We start from the raw sequence: 21,080 nt of genomic DNA on the forward strand, positions 1-21,080 counted from the left end.
CGCAATGGCGCGTTTTTTCATCGATCGCCCCGTCTTCGCCTGGGTGATCTCGCTGCTCATCGTGCTGGTCGGCATCCTGTCGATCCGCGCGCTGCCGGTGGCGCAATATCCCGACATCGCACCGCCGGTGGTCAACGTCGGCGCAAGCTATCCCGGCGCCTCGGCCAAGGTGGTCGAAGAGGCCGTCACCGCCATCATCGAACGCGAGATGAACGGCGCCCCGGGGCTGATGTACACCTCGTCCAGCAGCGACTCGACGGGCTGGGCCAGCATCAACCTGACCTTCAAGCAGGGCACCAATCCGGACCTGGCGGCCGTGGAAGTGCAGAACCGCCTGAAGGCGGTGGAGCCGCGCCTGCCCGAATCCGTGCGCCGCGACGGCGTGCGCGTGGAGAAGGCGGCCGACAACATCCAGCTGGTGGTGTCGCTGAAGTCGGACGGCAGCCTGGACGACATGCAGCTTGGCGAGCTGGCCGCCTCCAACGTGCTGCAGGCGCTGCGCCGCGTGGAAGGCGTGGGCAAGGTGCAGGCCTTCGGCGCGGAGGCCGCCATGCGCATCTGGCCGGACCCGGCCAAGCTGACGGCCATGTCCCTGACGCCGGGCGACATCGTCTCGGCCCTGCGCAGCCACAACGCGCGCGTCACCATCGGCGAGCTGGGCAACCAGGCCGTGCCCAAGGACGCGCCGCTGAACGCCAGCATCGTCGCCGGCGAATCCCTGCGCACGCCCGAGCAGTTCGGCAACATTCCGCTGCGCGCGCAGCCGGACGGCGCCACCCTGCGCCTGAAGGACGTGGCCCGGGTGGAGCTGGGCGGCACCGACTATATGTACCTGTCGCGCGTGAATGGCATGACGGGCACCGGCCTGGGCATCAAGCTGGCCCCGGGCTCGAACGCCGTGGACACCACCCGGCGCATCCGCGCGACCATGGAGGAGCTGGCCCAGTACTTCCCGCCGGGCGTGACCTGGGACATTCCTTATGAGACCTCCACCTTCGTCGAGATCTCCATCAGCAAGGTGCTGATGACCCTGCTGGAAGCCGTGGCGCTGGTGTTCTGCGTGATGTACCTGTTCATGCAGAACCTGCGCGCCACGCTGATCCCGACGCTGGTCGTGCCGGTGGCGCTGCTGGGCACCCTGGGCGTGATGCTGGGGCTGGGCTATTCCATCAACGTGCTGACGATGTTCGGCATGGTGCTGGCCATCGGCATCCTGGTGGACGACGCCATCGTGGTGGTGGAAAACGTCGAGCGCATCATGGCCGAAGAGGGACTGCCGCCGCGCGCGGCCACGGTGAAGGCCATGGGCCAGATCAGCGGCGCCATCGTGGGCATCACGGTGGTGCTGGTGTCGGTGTTCGTGCCCATGGCGTTCTTCGACGGCGCGGTGGGCAATATCTACCGCCAGTTCGCCGTGACGCTGGCCGTCTCGATCGCCTTCTCGGCGTTCCTGGCCCTGTCGCTGACGCCGGCGCTGTGCGCCAGCCTGCTCAAGCCCATCGCCGCCGGCCATCACGACAAGCGCGGCTTCTTCGGCTGGTTCAACCGGGCCTTCGCGCGCCTGACCGCGCGCTACACGGCGCGGGTGTCCGGCGTGCTGGCGCGCCCCGTGCGCTTCGGCCTGGCCTACCTGGCGGTGATCGCCGCGGCGGCGCTGCTGTTCGCGCGGCTGCCCTCCTCCTTCCTGCCGGACGAGGACCAGGGCAGCTTCATGGCCATGGTCATCCTGCCGCAGGGGTCGCCGCAGGCCGAAACCATGGCGATGGTGAAAGAGGTCGAGCGCTACATGATGGAGAACGAACCCGTCGAGTACGTGTATTCGGTCAACGGTTTCAGCAACTACGGCAGCGGGCCCAACTCGGCCATGTTCTTCGTCACGCTGAAGGACTGGAAGGAGCGCGGCGCCGCCGACCTGCACGTGAACGCCGTGGTGGACCGCATCAACGACGCCTTCGCCGACCGCAAGAACGTCATGGTGCACGCGCTGAACGCCCCGCCGCTGCCGGACCTGGGCTCCACGTCGGGATTCGACTTCCGTCTGCAGGACCGCGGCGGCCTGGGCTACGAGGCGCTGACCCGGGCCCGCCGGCAGTTGCTGGCGGCCGCGTCCGAGCATCCCGCGCTCGCGGAGGTCGTCTTCGCCGGCCAGGAAGAGGCGCCGCAGCTGGAGCTGCGCATCGACCGCGACAAGGCCCAGGCCATGGGCGTGCCGATGGACGAGATCAACACCGCGCTGGCGGTGATGTACGGGTCGGACTACATCGGCGACTTCATGCTCAACGGCCAGGTGCGGCGCGTGACCGTGCAGGCCGACGGCAGGAGCCGCGTCGACATGGACGACGTGTCGCGCCTGCACGTGCGCAACGTGCAGGGCCAGATGGTGCCCCTGTCGGCCTTCGCCACGCTGAAATGGACGATGGGACCGCCGCAGCTGGAGCGCTACAACGGCTTTCCTTCCTTCACCATCAACGGCGCGGCCGCGCCCGGGCACAGCAGCGGCGAGGCCATGCGCGCCATGGAGGCGCTGGCGGCCGAGCTGCCGCGCGGCATCGGCTTCGACTGGTCGGGACAGTCGTATGAAGAAAGGCTGTCCGGCAACCAGGCGCCCATGCTGTTCGCGCTGTCGGTGCTGGTCGTGTTCCTGGCGCTGGCCGCGCTGTACGAAAGCTGGTCCATCCCGCTGGCGGTGATCCTGGTGGTGCCGCTGGGCGTGATCGGCGCGCTGCTGGGCGTGACGCTGCGCGGCATGCCCAACGACATCTACTTCAAGGTCGGCCTCATCGCCACGATCGGGCTGTCGGCCAAGAACGCGATCCTGATCGTCGAAGTGGCCAAGGACCTGGTGCGCGACGGCCAGGGCATCGTGTCCGCCACCCTGGAGGCGGCGCGGCTGCGCCTGCGGCCCATCGTGATGACCTCGCTGGCCTTCGGCGTGGGCGTGCTGCCGCTGGCGCTGGCCACCGGCGCGGCGTCGGGCGCCCAGGCCGCCATCGGCACGGGCGTGCTGGGCGGCATCGTCACCGCCACGGTGCTGGCCATCTTCCTGGTGCCGCTTTTCTTTCTCATCGTGGGCCGCGCGCTCGGCATGCGCGCGCGCCCCGCGCGTCCGCAAGGCCGCGAACCGCTGGAGACCTCGCCATGAAGGCTATGGCAACACCCCTGCTTGCGCTGGCCCTGGCCGGCTGCTCGCTGGCCCCTGTGTATGAACGTCCGGCCGCGCCGGTCCCCGAGGCCTACGGCGCGCCCGCCGCCGACGGACAAGCCGCCATGCCGCAGGACTGGCGCGCCTATTTCAACGACCCGGCGCTGCAGGCCTGGATCGACGCCGCCTTGCGCAACAACCGCAACCTGCGGGTGGCGGCGCTGCGCATCCAGGAAGCCCGCGCGCTGTACGGCGTGCAGCAGGCCGACCGCCTGCCCGCCATCGACGGCGCGGCCGAGTTCAGCCGCGGACGCGCCGTCGAACCCGGCCAGCCGCGCATGCCGGTGGCGGACCGCTATCGCGCCGCCGTCGGCATCGCCGCGTTCGAGCTGGATTTCTTCGGCCGCGTGAAAAGCCTGAGCGACGCCGCGCTGTCGCGCTACCTGGCCAGCGAGGAAGCGCACCGCGCCGCCACGCTGTCGCTGGTGTCGGAAACGGCCACGGCTTACTTCAACCAGCGTTCGCTGGCCGAGCAGCTGCGCCTGACCGACAGCACGCTGGCGCTGCGCGAGGCGACGCTCAGGCTCACCCAGCGCCGCTACGACGCCGGGCTGGAAACCGCGGTGGGCCTGCGCACCGCGCAGATGCTGGTGGAATCCTCGCGCGCCACGCATGCCGAGCTGAGCCGGGAATACCGCCAGGCCGTGCACACCCTGGGCCTGCTGGCGGGCGACTTCACCCTGCCGCCGGACACCGACGCCGTCACGCTGGAAAGCCAGAGCCTGACGCCGCTGGCCGCCGGCCTGCCCTCGGCCCTGTTGGCCCGGCGCCCGGACCTGCGCCAGGCCGAGGACATGCTGCGGGCCGCCAATGCGGACATCGGCGCGGCGCGCGCGGCGTTCTTTCCGTCCGTGCAGCTGACGACCGACATCGGCACCACGGCCGGCAGCTTCTCGGACCTGTTCGGCGCGGGCACGGGCGCCTGGACCTTCGCGCCCAGGCTGACGCTGCCCATCTTCAACGCCGGACGCAACAGCGCCAACCTGTCGCTGGCCGAGGCGCGCAAGGACATCGCGGTGGCGCAGTACGAAGGCAGCATCCAGCAGGCCTTTCGCGAAGTGGCCGACGCGCTTTCCGCGCGCGACACGCTGCGCGCCCAGATCGACGCGCAGCGCAAGGTCCGCGACGCCGACCGCGACCGCCAGCGCCTGACCGAAAGGCGCTACGAGCGCGGCGTGGCCAGTTATCTGGAAATGCTGGAGGCGCAGCGCAGCCTGTTCGAGTCCGAGCAGGAATTCATCCGGCTGCAGCAGCGCCGGCTGGTCAATGCGGTAGCGCTCTACAAGGCGCTGGGCGGCTGGGAGCCGCCCGGCTCATGAGGGCTTATCCGGCCTTGTCGATGCGGTAGGCGCAGCGGCGCGCGCCCGAGAGGATGTGCTCCTCGCGCCTGACCCGGAACTCGTCTCCGAGCACCTTGTGGAAGAGTTCCAGTTCGCTGCGGCAAAAGCCCATGCAGGTTTTCGCCGCGGAACAGATCGGGCAATGGTTCTCGATGAAGAGGAAGTCCGGACCGTCCTTGCGCAGCTCGGCCATATAGCCTTCGGCGCAGCGGACTTCCACCAGCCGCTCCAGCCGCTCCTTCAGGCTGCGCGCGCCCTGCATGGCCTGGCGATAGCCGTTGAGCATGGCCGCTTCGCGCGCCGCGATCAGCTTTTCGACGCCCTCTTCGCCGAACACCTGGCGGATGGCGCCGATCATCTGCACCGTCATTTCGGCGTGCGTGTCCGGAAAGCGGCCGTGCCCGGCATCGGTCAGGAACCAGATCTGCGTGGGCCGTCCGCGGCCGGCGCTATGGCTTTCGCAATCCACCAGTCCTTCCGCGTGCAGGCGCGCCATCTGCTGGCGCACCGCCTCGGCCGTCACGTCCAGGGCCTTGGCGATGACGGTCACGGATTGCGGGCCGCGCGTCTTCAAGGTCATGAGCACGCGGTCCGCGGGTTGGTGCTCCCAGACGACGGGGCGGGACGGGCTGTCGGACATGAATGTGGATTCTCCGGATGTTTGCCTGGGATGTTCGGCTATGGTGCCACGAACCGCGGCCGCCGGTCAGCCGGCGTCCGGCGCCTCCCATCCGCCGCCTAGCGCCTTGTACAGCGCGATCAGCCGGGTATAGGACTCGGTCTCGGCCACGGCCACGGCGTCCTGGGCGCGCAAAAGCGTACGCTGCGCGTCCAGCACCGTCAAATACGGCGCGCTGCCTTCGCGGTAGCGCAGTTGCGCCAGCTCCGCCGCCCGGCCGCTGTGCGCGGCCGCCTGCACCAGGCTGCCCAGGCGCTGCTGGGTCTGGCCGTATTCGGTCAGCGCCGATTCCAGTTCCTCGACCGCGCGCAGCACGGTCTGCTCGTAGCCGGCGGTGGCGCCGTCGGCCCGCGCCACCGCGCCGCGCTTGCGCGCCAGCGCCGTGGGCAGGTGGAACGCGGGCCAGTCGGCGCCGGCGGCCACGCTGAACGCGCGGCTGGACGACGAGCCGAAGTCCGCCCCGCGCAGGGCGACGAATCCGAGGAAGCCGCCCAGGTCGATGCGCGGATACAGCTCCGCGGTGGCCACGCCCACGTCCGCGTTGGCGGCCGCCATGCCGCGCTCGGCCGCCAGCACGTCGGGACGGCGCGACAGCAAGGCGCTCACGTCGCCGATCGGCAGGCGCACGTTGAGCGGAGCCAGGGGCTTGCCCGCCTCCAGCTCGCCCAGCTCCACCGGGCGCAGCGCCGCCAGCACCGCGATCCGGTACAACGCCAGCCGGCGCGCCGCGATCTGCACCGGCACGCTGGCCTGCACGGTTTCCAGTTCGGCCCGCGCGCTAGCCAGGTCGCCCTCGTCGCCGCGCCCGGCCGTCACCATCGCCTGGATCACGCGCAGGCTGTCGCGCTGGCTCGCCAGATTGGCGCGCGCCACCGCCAGCCGCTGTTCCGCGCCGCGCAGCTCGAAGTAATTGCGCGCCACCTCGGCGGCCACGACGATGCGGGTCTGGGTCAGGTCGGCGGCCTGCTGCTCGCTGCGCGCCGCCGCGCCCTCGGCCGCCCGGCGCAGGCGTCCGAAAAGGTCCAGCTCCCAGGTGGCGTCGAAGCCGGCCCGGTAGCTTTCGGCCAGATTGCGCCGTCCGGCAGGCCCGGGGTTGGCCTGCGACAGACTGCGTTCGTAGCCCCCGCCCAGAGTCACGGCGGGCAGCCGGTCCAGTTCGCGCTCGTCCAGCACCGCGCGCGATTCGGCCAGCCGCGCCTGCGCCTGGCGGATGTCCAGGTTACGCTCCAGCGCCAGCGCGATCAGCCGGTCCAGCTGCGGGTCCTGCAACTGCTTCCACCAGTCGCGCTGCACCCGATCGGTGGAGAACAGGGCCTGCTCGGGGCTGGCCAGGGTGACGGGATCGGGCCTGGGCGCCCGGTAGTCGGGCCCCACGGCGCAGCCCGCGGCGGCCAGCGCCGCCAGCAGCGCCACGGCGCCGCGGCGCAGCCGTGTGCGGAAGGGAAAATCCGGGGTCGAGTGTTTCATGATGATTCCTTCGTTCAGGCCGCCGCGTCCTCGGCCTGCGCCAGCGCCAGTTCCCGGGCGCGCGGCGTATCGCTCGCCGCCCGGTGGTCGCGGGCGAACACGGTGTAGACGGTGGGCAGCACGAACAGCGTGAAGAGCGTGCCCACCAGCAGGCCCACCACGATGACCAGGCCCAGGCTGTAGCGGCTGTGCGCGCCCGCGCCGGTGGCGAACAGCAGCGGGATCAGCCCCATCACCATGGCGGCGGTCGTCATCAGGATCGGGCGCAGGCGGATGCGCGCGGCCTGCTCCATGGCGGCGCGCCGGTCCAGCCCGTGGCTGACCTGTATCTCGTTGGCGAACTCCACCATCAGGATGCCGTGCTTGCTGATCAGGCCGATCAGCGTCACCAGCCCGATCTGGGTATAGATGTTCACCGTGGCCATGCCCAGCGCCAGCGGAATCAGCGCGCCGCAGATGGACATGGGCACGCTCACCAGGATGATGAAGGGGTCGCGCAGGCTTTCGTATTGCGCCGCCAGCACCAGGTAGATCACGATGATGGCGAAGATGAAGGTGATCATCAGCGCCGCGCCTTCCTGGCTGAACTGGCGCGCGTCGGACTGCCAGTCGTAGCTGAAGCCGGCCGGCAGCGCCTGCGCCTGGCGGGTCAGGAACTGCACCGCGTCGCCCATGGTCACGCCCGGCATGGGGATGGCCTGGAAGGTGGCGGCGTTGAGCTGGTTGAACTGGGTCAGCTTGTTGGGCTCGACGCCCATGGACACGCTCACGAGGTTCGACAGGGGCACCTGCGCGCCGCTGGCGCTCTTGACGTAGTAGCGGGCCAGCGATTCGGGCGAAATACGCTGGGCTCGCAGGCTCTGCGGAATCACGTCATACGATCGCCCGTCCATGCCGAAGCGGTTGACGTAGTTCTCGCCCACCAGCACGGCCAGGGTATCGCCGATGGCTTTCATGGTGACGCCCAGGCTGTTGGCCTTGGCCCGGTCCACCTTCAGGCGCACGACGGGGTTGTTGTAGTCCAGGTCGCTGTCTACCACCATGAAAAGGCCGCTTTCCCGCGCCGCCTGCTTGAGCGCTTCCATGGCCTCGTAGACCACCGGGTAGTCGGCCGCGCTCATCAGCACCATCTGCACCGGCAGCCCGCCGGTCGAGCCCGGCAGCGATGGCAGCTGGAAAGCGAAGATATTGCTGCCTTCGACCTGGTTGGCCATGGATTGCATGTCGGCCTGGATCTCGTCGGCCGAGCGCCTGCGCTGCTCCCACGGCACGAAATCCACGCCGCCGATGCTGTTGGACACACCGTCGGAACCGTTGATGAGCCAGCGCCCGTTCTGTTCGGGCAGGGTCTTCATCACGTCGTCCCACTTCTTGCCGAACTTCTCCACGTAGTCGATGTTGGCGTGCTGCGGCGACTTGATCGCGGTGAGCACGGTGGACTGGTCTTCCACCGGCGCCAGCTCACGCTGGGCCGCGTTGTACAGGAACGGCAGGCTGATCAGCACCGCCACCGCGACCAGCCCGGTGACCCAGCGGTGATGCAGCGACACGTCCAGCAGCCGGCCGTAGGCCGCGCCCAGCCAGCCGAAGAAATGCTCGGCGCGGCGCGCCATCCAGTTTTCCGAGACGCGGCTGTCCAGCAGGAACGAACTCATCACCGGCGACAGCGTCAGCGCGATGACGCCGGAGACCACCACCGCCCCGGCCAGCGTGAAGGCGAACTCCTTGAAGAGCGAGCCGGTCAGCCCGCCCATCAGGCCGATGGGCGCGTACACCGCGGCCAGCGTGATCGTCATGGCGATCACCGGCCCGGCCACCTCGCGCGCGCCGATCAGCGCGGCGCGCACCGGCGACTTGCCCTCCTCGATGTGGCGGTGCACGTTTTCCACCACCACGATGGCGTCGTCCACCACCAGGCCGATGGCCAGCACCATCGCCAGCAGGGTCAGCAGGTTCACGCTGAAGCCGAACAGGGCCATGATGGCCGCTCCGCCCAGCATGGAAAGCGGGATCGTCACCACCGGGATCAGCACCGCCCGCAAGGAGCCCAGGCACAGGAAGATCACGGCCACCACGATGACCACGGCCTCCAGCAGCGTGCGCACCACGCCGTCGATCGAGGCGCTGATGAAGCGCGCCAGCTCGAACGGCACCTGCACGCTGGTTCCCGGCGGCAGGTTCTGCTTGATGTCGGGCAGCAGTTCGTTCAGGCGCTTGACGATGACCAGCGGATTGCCCACCGGCGTGGCGTTCAGCCCGAAGTACACGGCCGGCTCGCCGTCCATCAGGCCGCTGGAATCCGAGGACGCCGCCCCCAGCTCGACCGTGGCCACGTCGCCCAGCCGCACGATGGCGTCGCCATCGTGCTTGACGACCATGTCGCGAAACTCGGCCACGTTGACCAGGTCGGTGTTGACCTGGATGTTGGACACCACGTACAGGCCCTTGGCCTGACCCGGCGCGGCCTGCACGTTGTTCTGGCGCAGCGCGTCGGCCAGCTCGCCGGCGGAGATGCCGCGCGCGGCCATGCGGAACGGGTCCAGCCACACGCGCATGGCCAGCTTCTGGCCGCCGTACAGCTCCACGCTGGCCACGCCGTCGATCGAGGAAAGCTGCGGCTGCACCACGCGCGACAGATAGTCGGTCAGCGCGGCCAGCGACAGGGTCGAACTGGAGAAGCCCACATAGGCCACGGCGGTCGCCTCGCCCGAGGATTTCACCAGCACCGGGTCGTAGGCGTCCTGCGGCAGCCGGTACTTGACCTCGTTGACCTTGGCCATCACTTCGGTCATGGCCTTGTTCGAATCGGCGTTGAGCTTCATGCGCACCGTGATGACGCTGCGCCCCTGGGTCGAGGACGAGGACAGGTAGTCGATGCCCTCGACGGTGGCCACCGACTGCGCGATGGGCTGGGTCACGAAGCCCTGCATCAGGTCGGGCGAGGCGCCCGGATACTGCGTCGTGATGGTGATGGTGGTGCTTTCGGTCAGCGGATACTGCCGCACCGGCAGCCCGCTCAGGGCCTTGATGCCCAGCAGCAGGATCAGGGTGCTGACCACCAGGGCCAGCACCGGCCGGCGCACGAAGAGATCGGTGAATTTCATGTCGGTCTCCGCGCCGTCACCGAGCCTGCGCCACGGCCCGCGGCGCGCCGTCCAGCGCCACCGTGTCGTCGGGGCTGACGGCCACCGCGGCGCCGTTGTGCAGCCGCAATTGGCCCGAGGTCACCACCCGGTCGCCGGGCCGCAGGCCCTCGGTCACGACCACCCGGCCGCGCACGCGCTCGGCGGTCTTGACATAGGCCTGCCTGACGGTCGGCGGGGCCGACTCCTGCCCGGCCTCGGGCGGGGTCAGCACATAGACCGAATCGCCGTAGGCGCTGTAGCTGATGGCGGTTTCCGGCACGGTAATCACGCCGGGACGGGCGGGCAGGCCGACCTCGCCATGCGCGAACATCCCGGCCGCCAGCGCGCCGTCGGGGTTGGGCAGCGTCGCCTGGATGCGCACGGTGCGCGAACCCGGGTCCACCTGCGGCTCGACAGTGGTGACCTTGCCGGTGAACTCGCGCCCGGCATGGGCGTCGACCGTCAGCGTCACCGGCTGGCCCACCTGCAACGCTCCCAGCGCCTGTTCGGGCAGCGTGATGTTGGCGTACATGACGGACGCGTCGGTCAGCGACACCAGCGGATCGCCCGCCCGCAGGAACTGCCCCAGGTGCACCCGGCGCACGCCGAGCACGCCGTCGAACGGCGCCTTGATGTGCTTTTGCTCGATCAGCGCCTGCACCCGCCTGATATCGGCGGCCGTCTGGTCGTAGTCGGCCTGGGCCTGGTCCAGCTGCTCGCGCGTGGCCGCCTGCTGCGGCAGCAGGCGGCGGGTGCGTTCCAGCTGCGCCCGCGCATTGCGCGCCTGGGCCTGCAGCCGCGCCAGTTCGCCCTGCTCGGGCGCGTCGTTGAGCTGCGCCAGCAGCTGGCCGGCCCGCACCCGCTCGCCCGGCGAGAACAGGATGCGGGCCAGGCGGCCGTCGACCTCGGCGGCCACCTGCACCTGGCGCGTGGCCTCCAGCGACCCGATGCCGCCCAGCGTCACCGGGAAATCCGCCTGCTGCGCCGCCGCCACCGCCACCTTGACCGGCGCCATGCTCCAGCCGCCGCTCTGCTTCGCGCCGCCATACTTCCAGTACAGTCCCGCGCCGGCCAGCGCCACCGCCAGCACCACGGCACCCGCCTTCCACGTTCCAGAATTCGATCTCATGCCCGTCTCGTTATTTATCAAAGACACGGCTTTGAATAATCCTTGAAATCGTAGATTTCGTCAAAGAAGAAAACGCAAAACCCTACATAGCGTCGGCCTATTGCCGATGAACGGGGATGGCCCGGCGAAAAAAAACCGCCGGAAAAATCCGGCGGCGATGGATGGTGCGGCGGCGCGCGCTAGCGGACCATGTGCAGATAATGGCGGTGCCGTTCGTACTGGTCGAGGATGTCGCCGATCACGGCATCCCGGCTCCAGCCCATGATGTCGTAGTCCTGCCCGCCTTCGCGCAGGTGGACTTCGGCGCGGAAGTACTTGCGTTCGTCTTCGTCGGCCGCCTCTTCCGGCGTCAGGCTGGGCCGCACGAAGGCCTCGGGGCGCACCGCGTACCAGAAGTCCAGGTAATCGCCATGCGAGACCTCCAGCGTGACGGCGCCTTCGTTCTCGTCGTCGCGCACGGCCACGGCGTAGCCCTGGCGGCGCAGTTCGTCGGCCACGTCTTCCAGCGCCGGGCGCACCACGTCGGCGATGAAGCGCAGTACGTGGGCGCGGCGCGGCATCATGACCATGTTGCGCAGGCGCCGCTCCCAGGACTGGCCGCCGCGGGCCGGACGCGACAGGGTCAGCGACTGGTAGCGGATGCCGCGCTTGGTGGCGTCCAGCTTGAGCGCCTTGAACAGCCCCCACAGGGACAGCAGCAGGATGATGGAGAACGGCAGCGCGCTGGCGATGGTGGCCGTCTGCAGCGCGGTCAACCCGTCGGCCAGCAGCAGCGCGATGGCCACCGCGCCCATCAGCAGCGACCAGAAAATCCGCTGCCACACGGGCGTGCGGTCCGAACCGCCGGAAGCCAGCAGGTCCACCACCAGCGCGCCGGAGTCGGCCGACGTCACGAAGAACACGGCCACCATCGCGATGGCGATGACCGACAGCACGCTGCTCCAGGGCAGCTGGTCGAGGAACGCGAACAGCGCCAGCGACGAATCGGCCTGCACGACCTCGGCGAAGCCCTGCACCTTGTCGACCAGGATCATGTGGATGGCGGTATCGCCGAACACCGTCATCCAGAACAGGGTGAAGCCGGCCGGCACCAGCAGCACGCCGGTCACGAATTCGCGGATGGTGCGTCCGCGCGAGATGCGCGCGATGAACAGGCCCACGAAGGGCGACCAGGCGATCCACCAGCCCCAGTAGAACAGGGTCCAGCCGCCGATCCAGTCGGTGGGTTCGTAGGCGTACAGGTTGAAGGTCTTGTTGACGATGTCGGACAGGTAGGCGCCGGTGTTCTGCACGAAGGTCTGCAGCAGGAACACGGTGGGACCGGCGACCAGCACGAACAGCAGCAGCACCGCCGCCAGCGCCAGGTTGGTTTCGGACAGGATGCGGATGCCCTTGTCCAGGCCGCTGGCCACCGACAGGGTCGCCAGGCCACAGGTGATGATGATGAGGACGATCTGGGTGGGCACGCCCACCGAGATGCCGAACAGCTGGTTCAGGCCGCTGTTGATCTGCGCCACGCCCAGGCCCAGCGAGGTCGCCACGCCCAGCACCGTGCCGATGATGGCGAAGATGTCGACGGCATGGCCGATCGGCCCGTGGATGCGGTTGCCGATCAGCGGATAGAGCGCCGAGCGCAGGGTCAGCGGCAGCCCGTGGCGATAGCTGAAGAACGCCAGGATCAGCGCCACCACCGCGTACACGGCCCAGGCGTGCAGGCCCCAGTGGAAGAAGGTGATGTTCATGGCTTCGCGCGCGGCCGCGACCGTGCCGCCCTCGCCCACCGGCGGCGACATGAAATGCATGACCGGCTCGGCCACGCCGAAGAACATCAGGCCGATGCCCATGCCCGCCGAGAACAGCATGGCGAACCAGGTGAAGTTGCGGTAGTCGGGCTCGCTGTGGTCGGGGCCCAGCTTGATGTCGCCGTAGCGGCTGACCGCCAGGAACACCACGGCCAGCAGAATGATGGCCACCACCAGTATGTAGAACCAGCTTGCGTTGCCCAGTATCCAGCTTTGCACGGACCCGAACAGGCTTTGCGCGGCCTTGGGCGCGAGTATCGCGAAGCCCACAAGCAGCAGCGTGAACAGGGCCGCGGGAAAGAACACGGGTCGGTTTATGGTGGATGGCCGGGTTTCTGAAGTCATGCAGCAGATCCTTGCGGCGAGGGTGGGAAAATCCGGCGCGCGCCCCCCTCAGTCCGGCTGCGCGCCGCAAGTATTACTATCACGGCCAAGCGCCGTCTGCCAAACTCGATCCCAATGCAGGCGGCCAGCCGGAGAGCCCTCATGATCGACCATCTGGACCACCTGGTCCTGACCTGCACCGACCCGGAAGCCACAGTGGATTTCTACACCCGTATCCTGGGCATGCGCCTGGAAACTTTCGGGGAAGGCCGGCAGGCGTTGCGTTTCGGCAACCAGAAGATCAACCTGCACGTGCGCGGCCGCGAGTTCGAACCCAAGGCCCATCTGCCGGTGCCGGGCGCGCTGGACCTGTGCTTCATCGCCGATCGCCCGCTGGATGAAGTCATCGAACGGCTGCGCCAGGCCGGCGCCGCCATCATCGAAGGCCCGGTGCCGCGCACCGGGGCCACCGGCAAGATCCGCTCGGTGTACCTGCGCGACCCCGACCTAAACCTGATCGAGATTTCCGAGCTGCTGCCCTAGGGCTGTTCCGCCTGCGGCGGGCCGGATTCGCCGAACACCACGCGGCGGAAGAATCCGGCCAGCACGGCCTCGGTCATCTCCGGGGTGACAGCCTGCGGATCGAAGGCATAGCTGAACTGCATGCCGTCCGACAGGGCCAGCAGGCCCAGCGCCAGCTGTTCGGCCGGCAGCGGCAAAGGCGTGCCGACGCGGGCCGAAAACTGGCGGATGTATTCGGTGGTGGCCTCGCGCAGCTCGCGCATACAGGTCGCGAAACCGACGCGGAACTCCGGGTCGCGGGCGGCCTGCAGCTTGGCTTCCATCCACAGCAGGAAGCAATCGTTCTCGCGGTAGTGCGTGGAGTAATACTCCAGCACCCGCGCCTCCATCTGCGCACGCGACTCGCCGTCCTCGAAGATGGCGCGCATGTCGGCCATCACGCTTTCGTGGTCGCGCTTGAGCAGCTGCAGGAAGAGCTCGGACTTGCTGGAGAAATTGGAATAGAACGCCCCGCGCGTGTACCCCGCCTGCTCGGCGATGTCCTCGACGCTGGCGGCCACGAACCCCTTGGCAAGAAAAATCGATTGCGCAGCGTCGAGCAGACGCTGCCGCGTCTGGTCACGGCTTTGCTCTCGCGTAAGACGGACTTTTGACATGGCGGCAAGTTTAGCATCGGACGCAGTTTCGGATTCAACATTGAATCCAGATACATTGATGTATTAGAATCCAGGCCGTATCGGCCGGTAGCGGCCGCCTGTTTCTCCGCGCCGCGAGGTGTTCCGTGAATTGCCCTGGCCCAGGACTGCGCCGTGCCGCCCCCGGCGCGGCGTCCTCTTCCCCGAGTACCCATTTGCTGCGGCTGCCCGCCGCCGCGCTGCTGGCGCTTGCGCTTGCCGGCTGCGGACGCGAGCCGGCGCCCGCGCCGGCGCCGCGCCCGGTCGTCGCCATGCCGGCCCAGGCCGACGAACGCCTGCCGGCCTGGACCCTGCCCGGCGAAGTCCAGGCGCGCTACAGCACGCCGCTGTCGTTTCGCGTGGGCGGCAAGATCGTCGAACGCGCGGTCAGGCTGGGCGACGCGGTCGAACCCGGCCAGGTCGTGGCCCGGCTCGATCCCGCCGACGCCAGCAAGAACGCGGCCAGCGCCCGCGCCCAATTGACCGCCGCCCAGCACCAGCTGGACTATGCGCGCCGGCAGCTCGACCGCGACCGCGCCCAGGCGCGCGAAAACCTGATCGCCACGACCCAACTGGAACAGACCCGCAACGCCTACGCCGCGGCGCTGGCGCAGCGCGACCAGGCCGCGCAGCAGGCGGGGCTGGCGGCCGACCAGCTCGAATACACGACGCTGCGGGCCGACCATGCCGGCGTCATCACCGCCGAGCAGGCCGACACCGGCCAGAACGTGGCCGCCGGCCAACCGGTGTACAGCCTGGCCTGGTCCGGCGACATCGACGCCATCTGCGACGTGCCGGAAAGCGTGCTGGCGGGCCTGGAGATCGGTCAGCAGGCCAGCGTCACGCTCGGCCCCCTGCCCGGCCGCAGCTTTGCCGCCGTGCTGCGCGAAATATCGCCGGCCGCCGATCCGCGCAGCCGCACCTATCGCGCCAAGCTCACGCTGCAGGCGCCCGCCCCGGAAGTGCGCCTGGGCATGACGGCCAATATCCGTTTCGACAACCCGGCCGGCGACGGGCCGCCCACGTATACGCTGCCGGCCACCGCGCTGTTCCATGACGGCCCCGCGCCCGCGGTGTGGGTCGTCAGGCAGGGCGAAGACACGCTGGAGCTGCGCCGCGTCGAGGTGCTGCGCTTCGACGCGCGCACCGTGACCCTGGCCGGCGGCCTGCAGGCCGGCGAACGCGTGGTGTGGCAGGGCGTGCATACCGTGTCCGCCGGCGAAAAAGTACGCCCGGTGGCGCCGCTGCATCCCGAGGACCACGCCTCATGAGCGCGCCGGGCCACGAGGAAGGCCGCTTCAACCTCTCGGCCTGGGCGCTGCGCCACCAGCCGCTGGTGATATTCATCATCACGCTGGTGACGCTGTTCGGCGTGCTGTCCTACTCCCGGCTGGCGCAATCGGAAGACCCGCCCTTCACGTTCCGGGTCATGGTGATCAAGACGATGTGGCCCGGCGCCACCGCCCGCCAGGTGCAGGAACAGGTCACCGACCGCATCGCCAGAAAACTGCAGGAAGCCGCCAACACCGACTTCCTGCGCAGCTATTCGCGGCCCGGCGAGTCGCTGATCTTCTACACCATGAAGGACTCGGCGCCGGCCGGCACCGTGGCTGACCAGTGGTATCAGATCCGCAAGAAGGTCGGGGATATTTCGGCCACGCTGCCGCCCGGCGTACAGGGCCCCTTCTTCAACGACGAATTCGGCGACGTCTACACCAACATCTACACCCTGCAGGGCGACGGCTTCACGCCCGCGCAGCTGCGCGACTACGCCGACAAGCTGCGCACGGTGCTGCTGCGCGTGCCCGGCGTGGCCAAGGTGGATTACTTCGGCGAGCAGCCCGAACACATCTACATCGAGATCTCCAATACCCGGCTGAGCCGGCTGGGCGTGTCGCCGCAGCAGATCGCGCAGGCCATCAACAGCCAGAACGCCGTCACCGCCGCCGGCACCCTGACCACCGCCGACGACCGCGTCTTCGTGCGCCCCACCGGCCAGTACGACAGCCCGCAGGCCCTGGCCGACACGCTGATCCGCATCGACGGCAAGTCGCTGCGGCTGGGCGACATCGCCACCATCCGCCGCGGCTACGACGACCCGCCCGTGGAGCAGATGCGCCTGGGCGGACGCCTGGCGCTGGGCATCGGCATCACCATGCAGCCCGGCCAGGACGTGGTCCACCTGGGCCGCGCGCTGAGCGCCAGGTTCGGCGAGCTGCAGGCGCAGCTGCCGGCGGGCCTGACCCTGAAGGAAGTCTCCAGCATGCCGCGGGCGGTGTCGCATTCGGTCGACGAATTCCTGCGCTCGGTGGCCGAAGCGGTCGCCATCGTGCTGATCGTGAGCCTGGTCTCGCTGGGGCTGCGCACCGGCATGGTGGTGGTGATCTCGATTCCGGTGGTGCTGGCCGTCACGGCGCTCTTCATGGAGATGTTCGGCATCGGCCTGCACAAGGTGTCGCTGGGCACGCTGGTGCTGGCCCTGGGCCTGCTGGTGGACGACGCCATCATCGCCGTCGAGATGATGGCGGTGAAACTGGAACAGGGCTGGAGCCGCGCGCGCGCGGCCGCGTTCGCCTACACCAGCACCGCCTTTCCCATGCTGACCGGCACGCTGGTGACGGTGGCGGGCTTTCTGCCGATCGCGCTGGCCAAGTCCAGCACCGGCGAATACACCCGCTCCATCTTCCAGGTCTCGGCCATCGCGCTGATCGTCTCGTGGTTCGCCGCCGTGGTGCTGATTCCGCTGCTGGGCTATCGCCTGCTGCCCGAGCGCAAGCGCGAAGCCCACCTGCCCGAGGACCACGAACACGACATCTACGACACCGGCTTTTACCGGCGGCTGCGGCGCTGGGTCGCCTGGTGCGTGGAGCGCCGCTACCTGGTGCTGGGCGGCACGGTCGCGGCCTTCGCGCTGGCGATGGCCGGCTTCGGGCTGGTGCCGCAGCAGTTCTTCCCCAGCTCCGACCGCAGCGAACTGCTGGTGGACCTGCGCCTGCAGGAAGGCGCCTCGTTCGACGCCACGCTGCGCCAGGTGGAACGGCTGGAACAGGCGTTGCAGGGCCGTCCCGAGATCGAGCATTCGGTCAGCTACGTCGGCGCCGGCGCGCCGCGCTTCTACCTGCCGCTGGACCAGCAGCTGGCTACGCCCAACTTCGCCCAGCTGGTCATCACCACCCATTCGGTGGAAGACCGCGAAAAGCTGGCGCAATGGCTGCAGCCCATGCTGCGCGAAAAATTCCCGGCCATCCGCAGCCGCCTGTCGCGGCTGGAGAACGGGCCGCCGGTGGGTTTCCAGGTGCAGTTCCGCGTCAGCGGCGACCAGATCGCCGACGTGCGCGCGGTGGCCGAGCAGGTGGCCGCCGAAGTCCGCGCCGACGCGCGCTCGACCAATGTGCAGTTCGATTGGGACGAACCCTCCGAGCGCTCGGTGCGCTTCGAGATCGACCAGCAGAAGGCGCGCGAACTGGGCGTGAGCTCCAGCGACATTTCCGACTTCCTCGCCATGACGCTGTCGGGCTACGCGGTGACGCAATACCGCGAACGCGACAAGCTGATCACCGTCAGCCTGCGCGCGCCGCGCGACGAACGGGTCGACCCCGCGCGCCTGGCCACGCTGGCCATGCCCACGCCCAACGGCCCGGTGCCGCTGGGCAGCCTGGGCCAGGTGCGCTACGACCTGGAATACGGCGTCATCTGGGAACGCGACCGCCAGCCCACCATCACGGTGCAGGCCGACGTGCTGGGCGACGCCCAGGGCATCGACGTCACCCGCGCCATCGACGCCCGGCTCGACAAGTTGCGCGCCGGCCTGCCGGTGGGCTACCGCATCGAAGTCGGCGGGCCGGTGGAGGAAAGCGGCAAGGGCCAGTCGTCCATCAACGCGCAGATGCCGCTGATGGCGGTGGCCGTGCTGACGCTGCTGATGGTGCAGCTGCAGAGTTTCGCGCGGGTGCTCATGGTGGTGCTGACCGCCCCGCTCGGGCTGATCGGCGTGGTCGCCGCGCTGCTGCTGTTCGGCAAGCCGTTCGGCTTCGTGGCCATGCTGGGCGTGATCGCCATGTTCGGCATCATCATGCGCAACTCGGTCATCCTGGTGGACCAGATCGAACAGGACATCGCCGCCGGCCACAAGCGCGTGGACGCCATCGTCGGCGCCACGGTGCGGCGCTTCCGGCCCATCACGCTGACGGCCGCGGCCGCCGTGCTGGCGCTGATCCCGCTGTTGCGCAGCAACTTCTTCGGCCCGATGGCCACCGCCCTCATGGGCGGCATCACCAGCGCCACGGTGCTGACGCTGTTCTTCCTGCCGGCGCTGTATGCGGCCTGGTTCCGCGTGCGCCGCGACGAGCGCGACGAACCCGCGGGCGTGCCGCCCGGCGCCAACGCCGGCGATACCGTGGAGCGCGGAGCATGACGATGCCACGAACCCCGATCCGTCCCGCCGTCCTGGCGTTGCTGCTGGCCCTGGGCGGCTGCGCCTTCGCGCCCGACGGCAAGCCGCCGGCCGTGACGCAGCCCGCGCAATACGGCGTGGCCCCCACGCCGGCCGCCGGCGCCACGGCCCAGGGCGTGGCGCAGCGCTTCGAACACGGCGCGCGGCCGGTGCCCGAATGGTGGAAGCGCTACGGCTCCGCGGCGCTGGACGCGCTGGTGCAGGAAGGCCTGGCCAATAGTCCCGACCTGGCCGCGGCCGAGCGCAACCTGGCCGGCGCGCGCGAACAGCTGCGCGGCCAGGTCAATTCGTCGCTGCTGCCGGCCGTGGACGCCGGCGCCGACGCCACGCGCCGGCGCGCGCTCACCATGCCCAACCTGCCGGAGCCCACGGCCCGCTACAACGTCTTCACCGGCCAGGTGCAGGCCCGCTACGACCTGGACCTGTTCGGCGCGGCGCGCTTCGCCAACCTGTCGCTGACGGCGCAGGTCGCGCAGCAGGCGTTCCAGCTCGAATCCGCGCGGCGCGCGCTGGCCGGCAATATCGTCACCGGCGCCATCTCCGCCTCGGCGCTGGCGCAGCGCGTGGCCTTGAACGAAAAGCAGGCGCTGCTGGCGCGGCAGGTGGCGCGCGATACGCAACGCCGCTACGAGCTGGGCGCGGCCTCGCAGAACGACGCGCTCGACGCCGACCAGGACGCCGCCGCGCTGGAAGCCGCGCTGCCGATGCTGCGGGCGCGCTGGCACGCCACGCGCCATGCGCTGGCCGTGCTGCTGGGCCGCAACCCCGACCAGGCGCCGCCCGACCTGGATTTCGACAGCCTGGCCGTGCCGCAGCAGGTGCCGGTGGTGGTGCCGTCCGAACTGCTGGCCTCGCGCCCGGACATTCTGCTGGCCGACGCCGTGGTGCAGGCCGCCGCGGCCGACGTGGGCGCGGCCACCGCGCAGCTCTTTCCCAGCCTGTCGCTGTCGGCCTCCATGGGCCAGGCCGGCTTCAACTGGCCCGCGGCCATGTCGGGCGCCGGCGCGATCTGGGCCGTGGGCGCCTCGCTCACGCAGCCGCTGTTCCACGGCGGCGCGCTGCTGGCCGAACGCGATGCGGCCAAGGAGCGCTACCAGGCCTCGCTGCTGCAATACCGGCAGACGGTGCTGATGGCGTTCCGGGACGTGGCCGACACGCTGTCGCGGCTGGAGGGCGGCGGCCAGGCGCTGGCTTCGGCCGAAGCCTCGCGGCAGGCGGCCGGACAGTCCTACCGCAACACAGCCAGCCGCGTGCGGCTGGGCGCGCTGCCGCCCTACACCGAATACGCGGCCGAGCAGCATTACGTCGCCGCCCGGCTGCGCGAACTCGATTACGCCGAGGCGCGCCTGACCGAAACGGCGGCGCTGTTCCAGGCCATGGGCTCGCCCGCGAGCCCCGCGCCGGTCAGCGCTTCCCCAGCAGCCGCTTCACCAGGCTGACCGCGCCCAGCACCACGGCCCCGGCCGCCATGCCGAACAAGGCGTTGAGCAGGGTCGAGACCAGCGCCGCGGCCACGCCGCCGCCCACCGCGGAAGCGGCGTGTTCGATCGCGGCCGACACCGGCGCGATGCCATGGGTCAGGATGGCGCCGCCGACCATGAACATGGCCGCCGTGCCCACCACCGACAGCGTCTTCATCAGATAGGGCGCGGCCCCGACGATGCGCCGGCCCAGCCAGGCCAGGGCCTGCGAGGACTTGCGGCTGAGGTACAGGCCCAGGTCGTCGAGCTTGACGATGCCGGCGACCAGGCCGTAGACACCCACCGTCATGGCGATGGCGATGATGGACAGCACCAGCACCTGGCGCGTGAAGTCGGCGTCGGCCACCGCGCCCAGGCTGATGACGATGATTTCCGCCGACAGGATGAAGTCGGTGCGCACCGCGCCCTTGATCTTGTCGCGCTCGAACGCCACCATGTCGACCGCCTGGTCCTGCAGGGCCTCGGCCCGGGCCGCATGGTTGCCTTCGGGCGAATCGCCGTGCGGCAGGTATTTGTGGGCCAGCTTCTCCACGCCCTCGTAGCACAGGAACGCGCCGCCCAGCATCAGCAGCGGCGTGATCGCCCAGGGCGCGAAGGCGCTGATGAGCAGCGCCGCCGGAACCAGGATCAGCTTGTTGACGAACGAGCCCTTGGCGACCGCCCAGACCACCGACAGTTCGCGGTCCACCGGCACCCCGGTGACCTGCTGCGCGTTCAACGCCAGGTCGTCGCCCAGCACGCCGGCGGTTTTCTTGGCCGCCACCTTGGTCATGACGGAGACGTCATCCAGGATGGTGGCGATATCGTCGAACAACGCGAAGAAACTGCTTCCGGCCATCGGCAGACCCCTGTCCTCGTAAGGTTTTCCGAGTGTACAGGCGG

13 protein-coding genes are annotated in these 21,080 nt (G+C 69.5%); 6 read left to right on the forward strand and 7 right to left on the reverse strand.

Features of this window, described 5'->3' with window-relative positions; genetic code table 11:
- The first annotated feature begins 4 nt into the window (after positions 1 to 4).
- Both AC1M14_RS20985 and oprZ read left to right on the forward strand, forming a co-directional pair.
- Positions 5 to 3,142 (forward strand): multidrug efflux RND transporter permease subunit, encoded by a 3,138-nt coding sequence (locus AC1M14_RS20985; protein WP_479730378.1) that lies wholly within the window; start codon positions 5 to 7, stop codon positions 3,140 to 3,142.
- The gene (gene oprZ, locus AC1M14_RS20990) at positions 3,139 to 4,521 is read left to right on the forward strand and encodes a multidrug efflux RND transporter outer membrane subunit OprZ (RefSeq protein ID WP_479730379.1); all 1,383 of its coding nucleotides are present in this window, start codon (positions 3,139 to 3,141) and stop codon (positions 4,519 to 4,521) included. The genes AC1M14_RS20985 and oprZ overlap by 4 nt, the downstream gene beginning before the upstream one ends.
- A gap of 4 nt (positions 4,522 to 4,525) precedes the next feature.
- On the opposite strand, the gene AC1M14_RS20995 is transcribed toward oprZ, so the two are convergent.
- The 5 genes from AC1M14_RS20995 to AC1M14_RS21015 all read right to left on the reverse strand — a co-directional run bounded on the left by AC1M14_RS20995 (position 4,526) and on the right by AC1M14_RS21015 (position 13,089).
- Entirely contained in the window at positions 4,526 to 5,182 is a 657-nt protein-coding gene (locus AC1M14_RS20995; protein ID WP_479730380.1) for a helix-turn-helix transcriptional regulator, read from the reverse strand.
- 66 nt (positions 5,183 to 5,248) lie between these two features.
- The gene (locus AC1M14_RS21000; RefSeq protein WP_479730381.1) at positions 5,249 to 6,688 is read right to left on the reverse strand and encodes an efflux transporter outer membrane subunit; all 1,440 of its coding nucleotides are present in this window, start codon (positions 6,686 to 6,688) and stop codon (positions 5,249 to 5,251) included.
- A 14-nt stretch (positions 6,689 to 6,702) separates the two neighbouring features.
- A complete protein-coding gene (locus tag AC1M14_RS21005; protein ID WP_479730382.1) occupies positions 6,703 to 9,792 on the reverse strand; it encodes a MexW/MexI family multidrug efflux RND transporter permease subunit in 3,090 nt (1,029 codons plus the stop codon).
- 16 nt (positions 9,793 to 9,808) lie between these two features.
- Positions 9,809 to 10,942 (reverse strand): efflux RND transporter periplasmic adaptor subunit, encoded by a 1,134-nt coding sequence (locus AC1M14_RS21010; RefSeq protein ID WP_209165040.1) that lies wholly within the window; start codon positions 10,940 to 10,942, stop codon positions 9,809 to 9,811.
- A 179-nt stretch (positions 10,943 to 11,121) separates the two neighbouring features.
- Positions 11,122 to 13,089, reverse strand: coding sequence for a BCCT family transporter (locus AC1M14_RS21015; RefSeq protein WP_102774335.1), 1,968 nt, complete (start codon positions 13,087 to 13,089; stop codon positions 11,122 to 11,124).
- A 141-nt stretch (positions 13,090 to 13,230) separates the two neighbouring features.
- Between AC1M14_RS21015 and AC1M14_RS21020 the strand changes: the two genes are divergently transcribed.
- Positions 13,231 to 13,611: a VOC family protein gene (locus AC1M14_RS21020; protein ID WP_102774334.1), complete on the forward strand. Its 381-nt coding sequence runs from the start codon at positions 13,231 to 13,233 to the stop codon at positions 13,609 to 13,611.
- Here AC1M14_RS21020 and AC1M14_RS21025 read toward each other — a convergent pair.
- Positions 13,608 to 14,246, reverse strand: coding sequence for a TetR/AcrR family transcriptional regulator (locus AC1M14_RS21025; RefSeq protein ID WP_102774333.1), 639 nt, complete (start codon positions 14,244 to 14,246; stop codon positions 13,608 to 13,610). The two genes, AC1M14_RS21020 and AC1M14_RS21025, sit on opposite strands and share 4 nt — an antisense overlap.
- A gap of 197 nt (positions 14,247 to 14,443) precedes the next feature.
- On the opposite strand from AC1M14_RS21025, the gene AC1M14_RS21030 reads away from it, so the two are divergent.
- Genes AC1M14_RS21030 through AC1M14_RS21040 form a run of 3 tightly spaced genes read left to right on the forward strand, consistent with a single transcriptional unit; the run spans position 14,444 to position 20,156 of the window.
- Positions 14,444 to 15,535 (forward strand): efflux RND transporter periplasmic adaptor subunit, encoded by a 1,092-nt coding sequence (locus AC1M14_RS21030; protein ID WP_479731830.1) that lies wholly within the window; start codon positions 14,444 to 14,446, stop codon positions 15,533 to 15,535.
- Entirely contained in the window at positions 15,532 to 18,678 is a 3,147-nt protein-coding gene (locus AC1M14_RS21035; protein WP_209165042.1) for an efflux RND transporter permease subunit, read from the forward strand. Before AC1M14_RS21030 ends, AC1M14_RS21035 begins: the two co-directional genes overlap by 4 nt.
- On the forward strand, positions 18,675 to 20,156 hold the full coding sequence (locus AC1M14_RS21040) for an efflux transporter outer membrane subunit (protein ID WP_479730383.1): 1,482 nt from the start codon (positions 18,675 to 18,677) through the stop codon (positions 20,154 to 20,156). The genes AC1M14_RS21035 and AC1M14_RS21040 overlap by 4 nt, the downstream gene beginning before the upstream one ends.
- Here the strand turns inward: AC1M14_RS21040 and AC1M14_RS21045 are convergent.
- Complete coding sequence (locus AC1M14_RS21045; RefSeq protein ID WP_102774329.1) at positions 20,122 to 21,036, reverse strand: DUF808 domain-containing protein; 915 nt, start codon at positions 21,034 to 21,036, stop codon at positions 20,122 to 20,124. The genes AC1M14_RS21040 and AC1M14_RS21045 overlap by 35 nt on opposite strands.
- Positions 21,037 to 21,080: the final 44 nt, after the last annotated feature.

The organism is Achromobacter sp. SX5, from assembly GCF_056711425.1.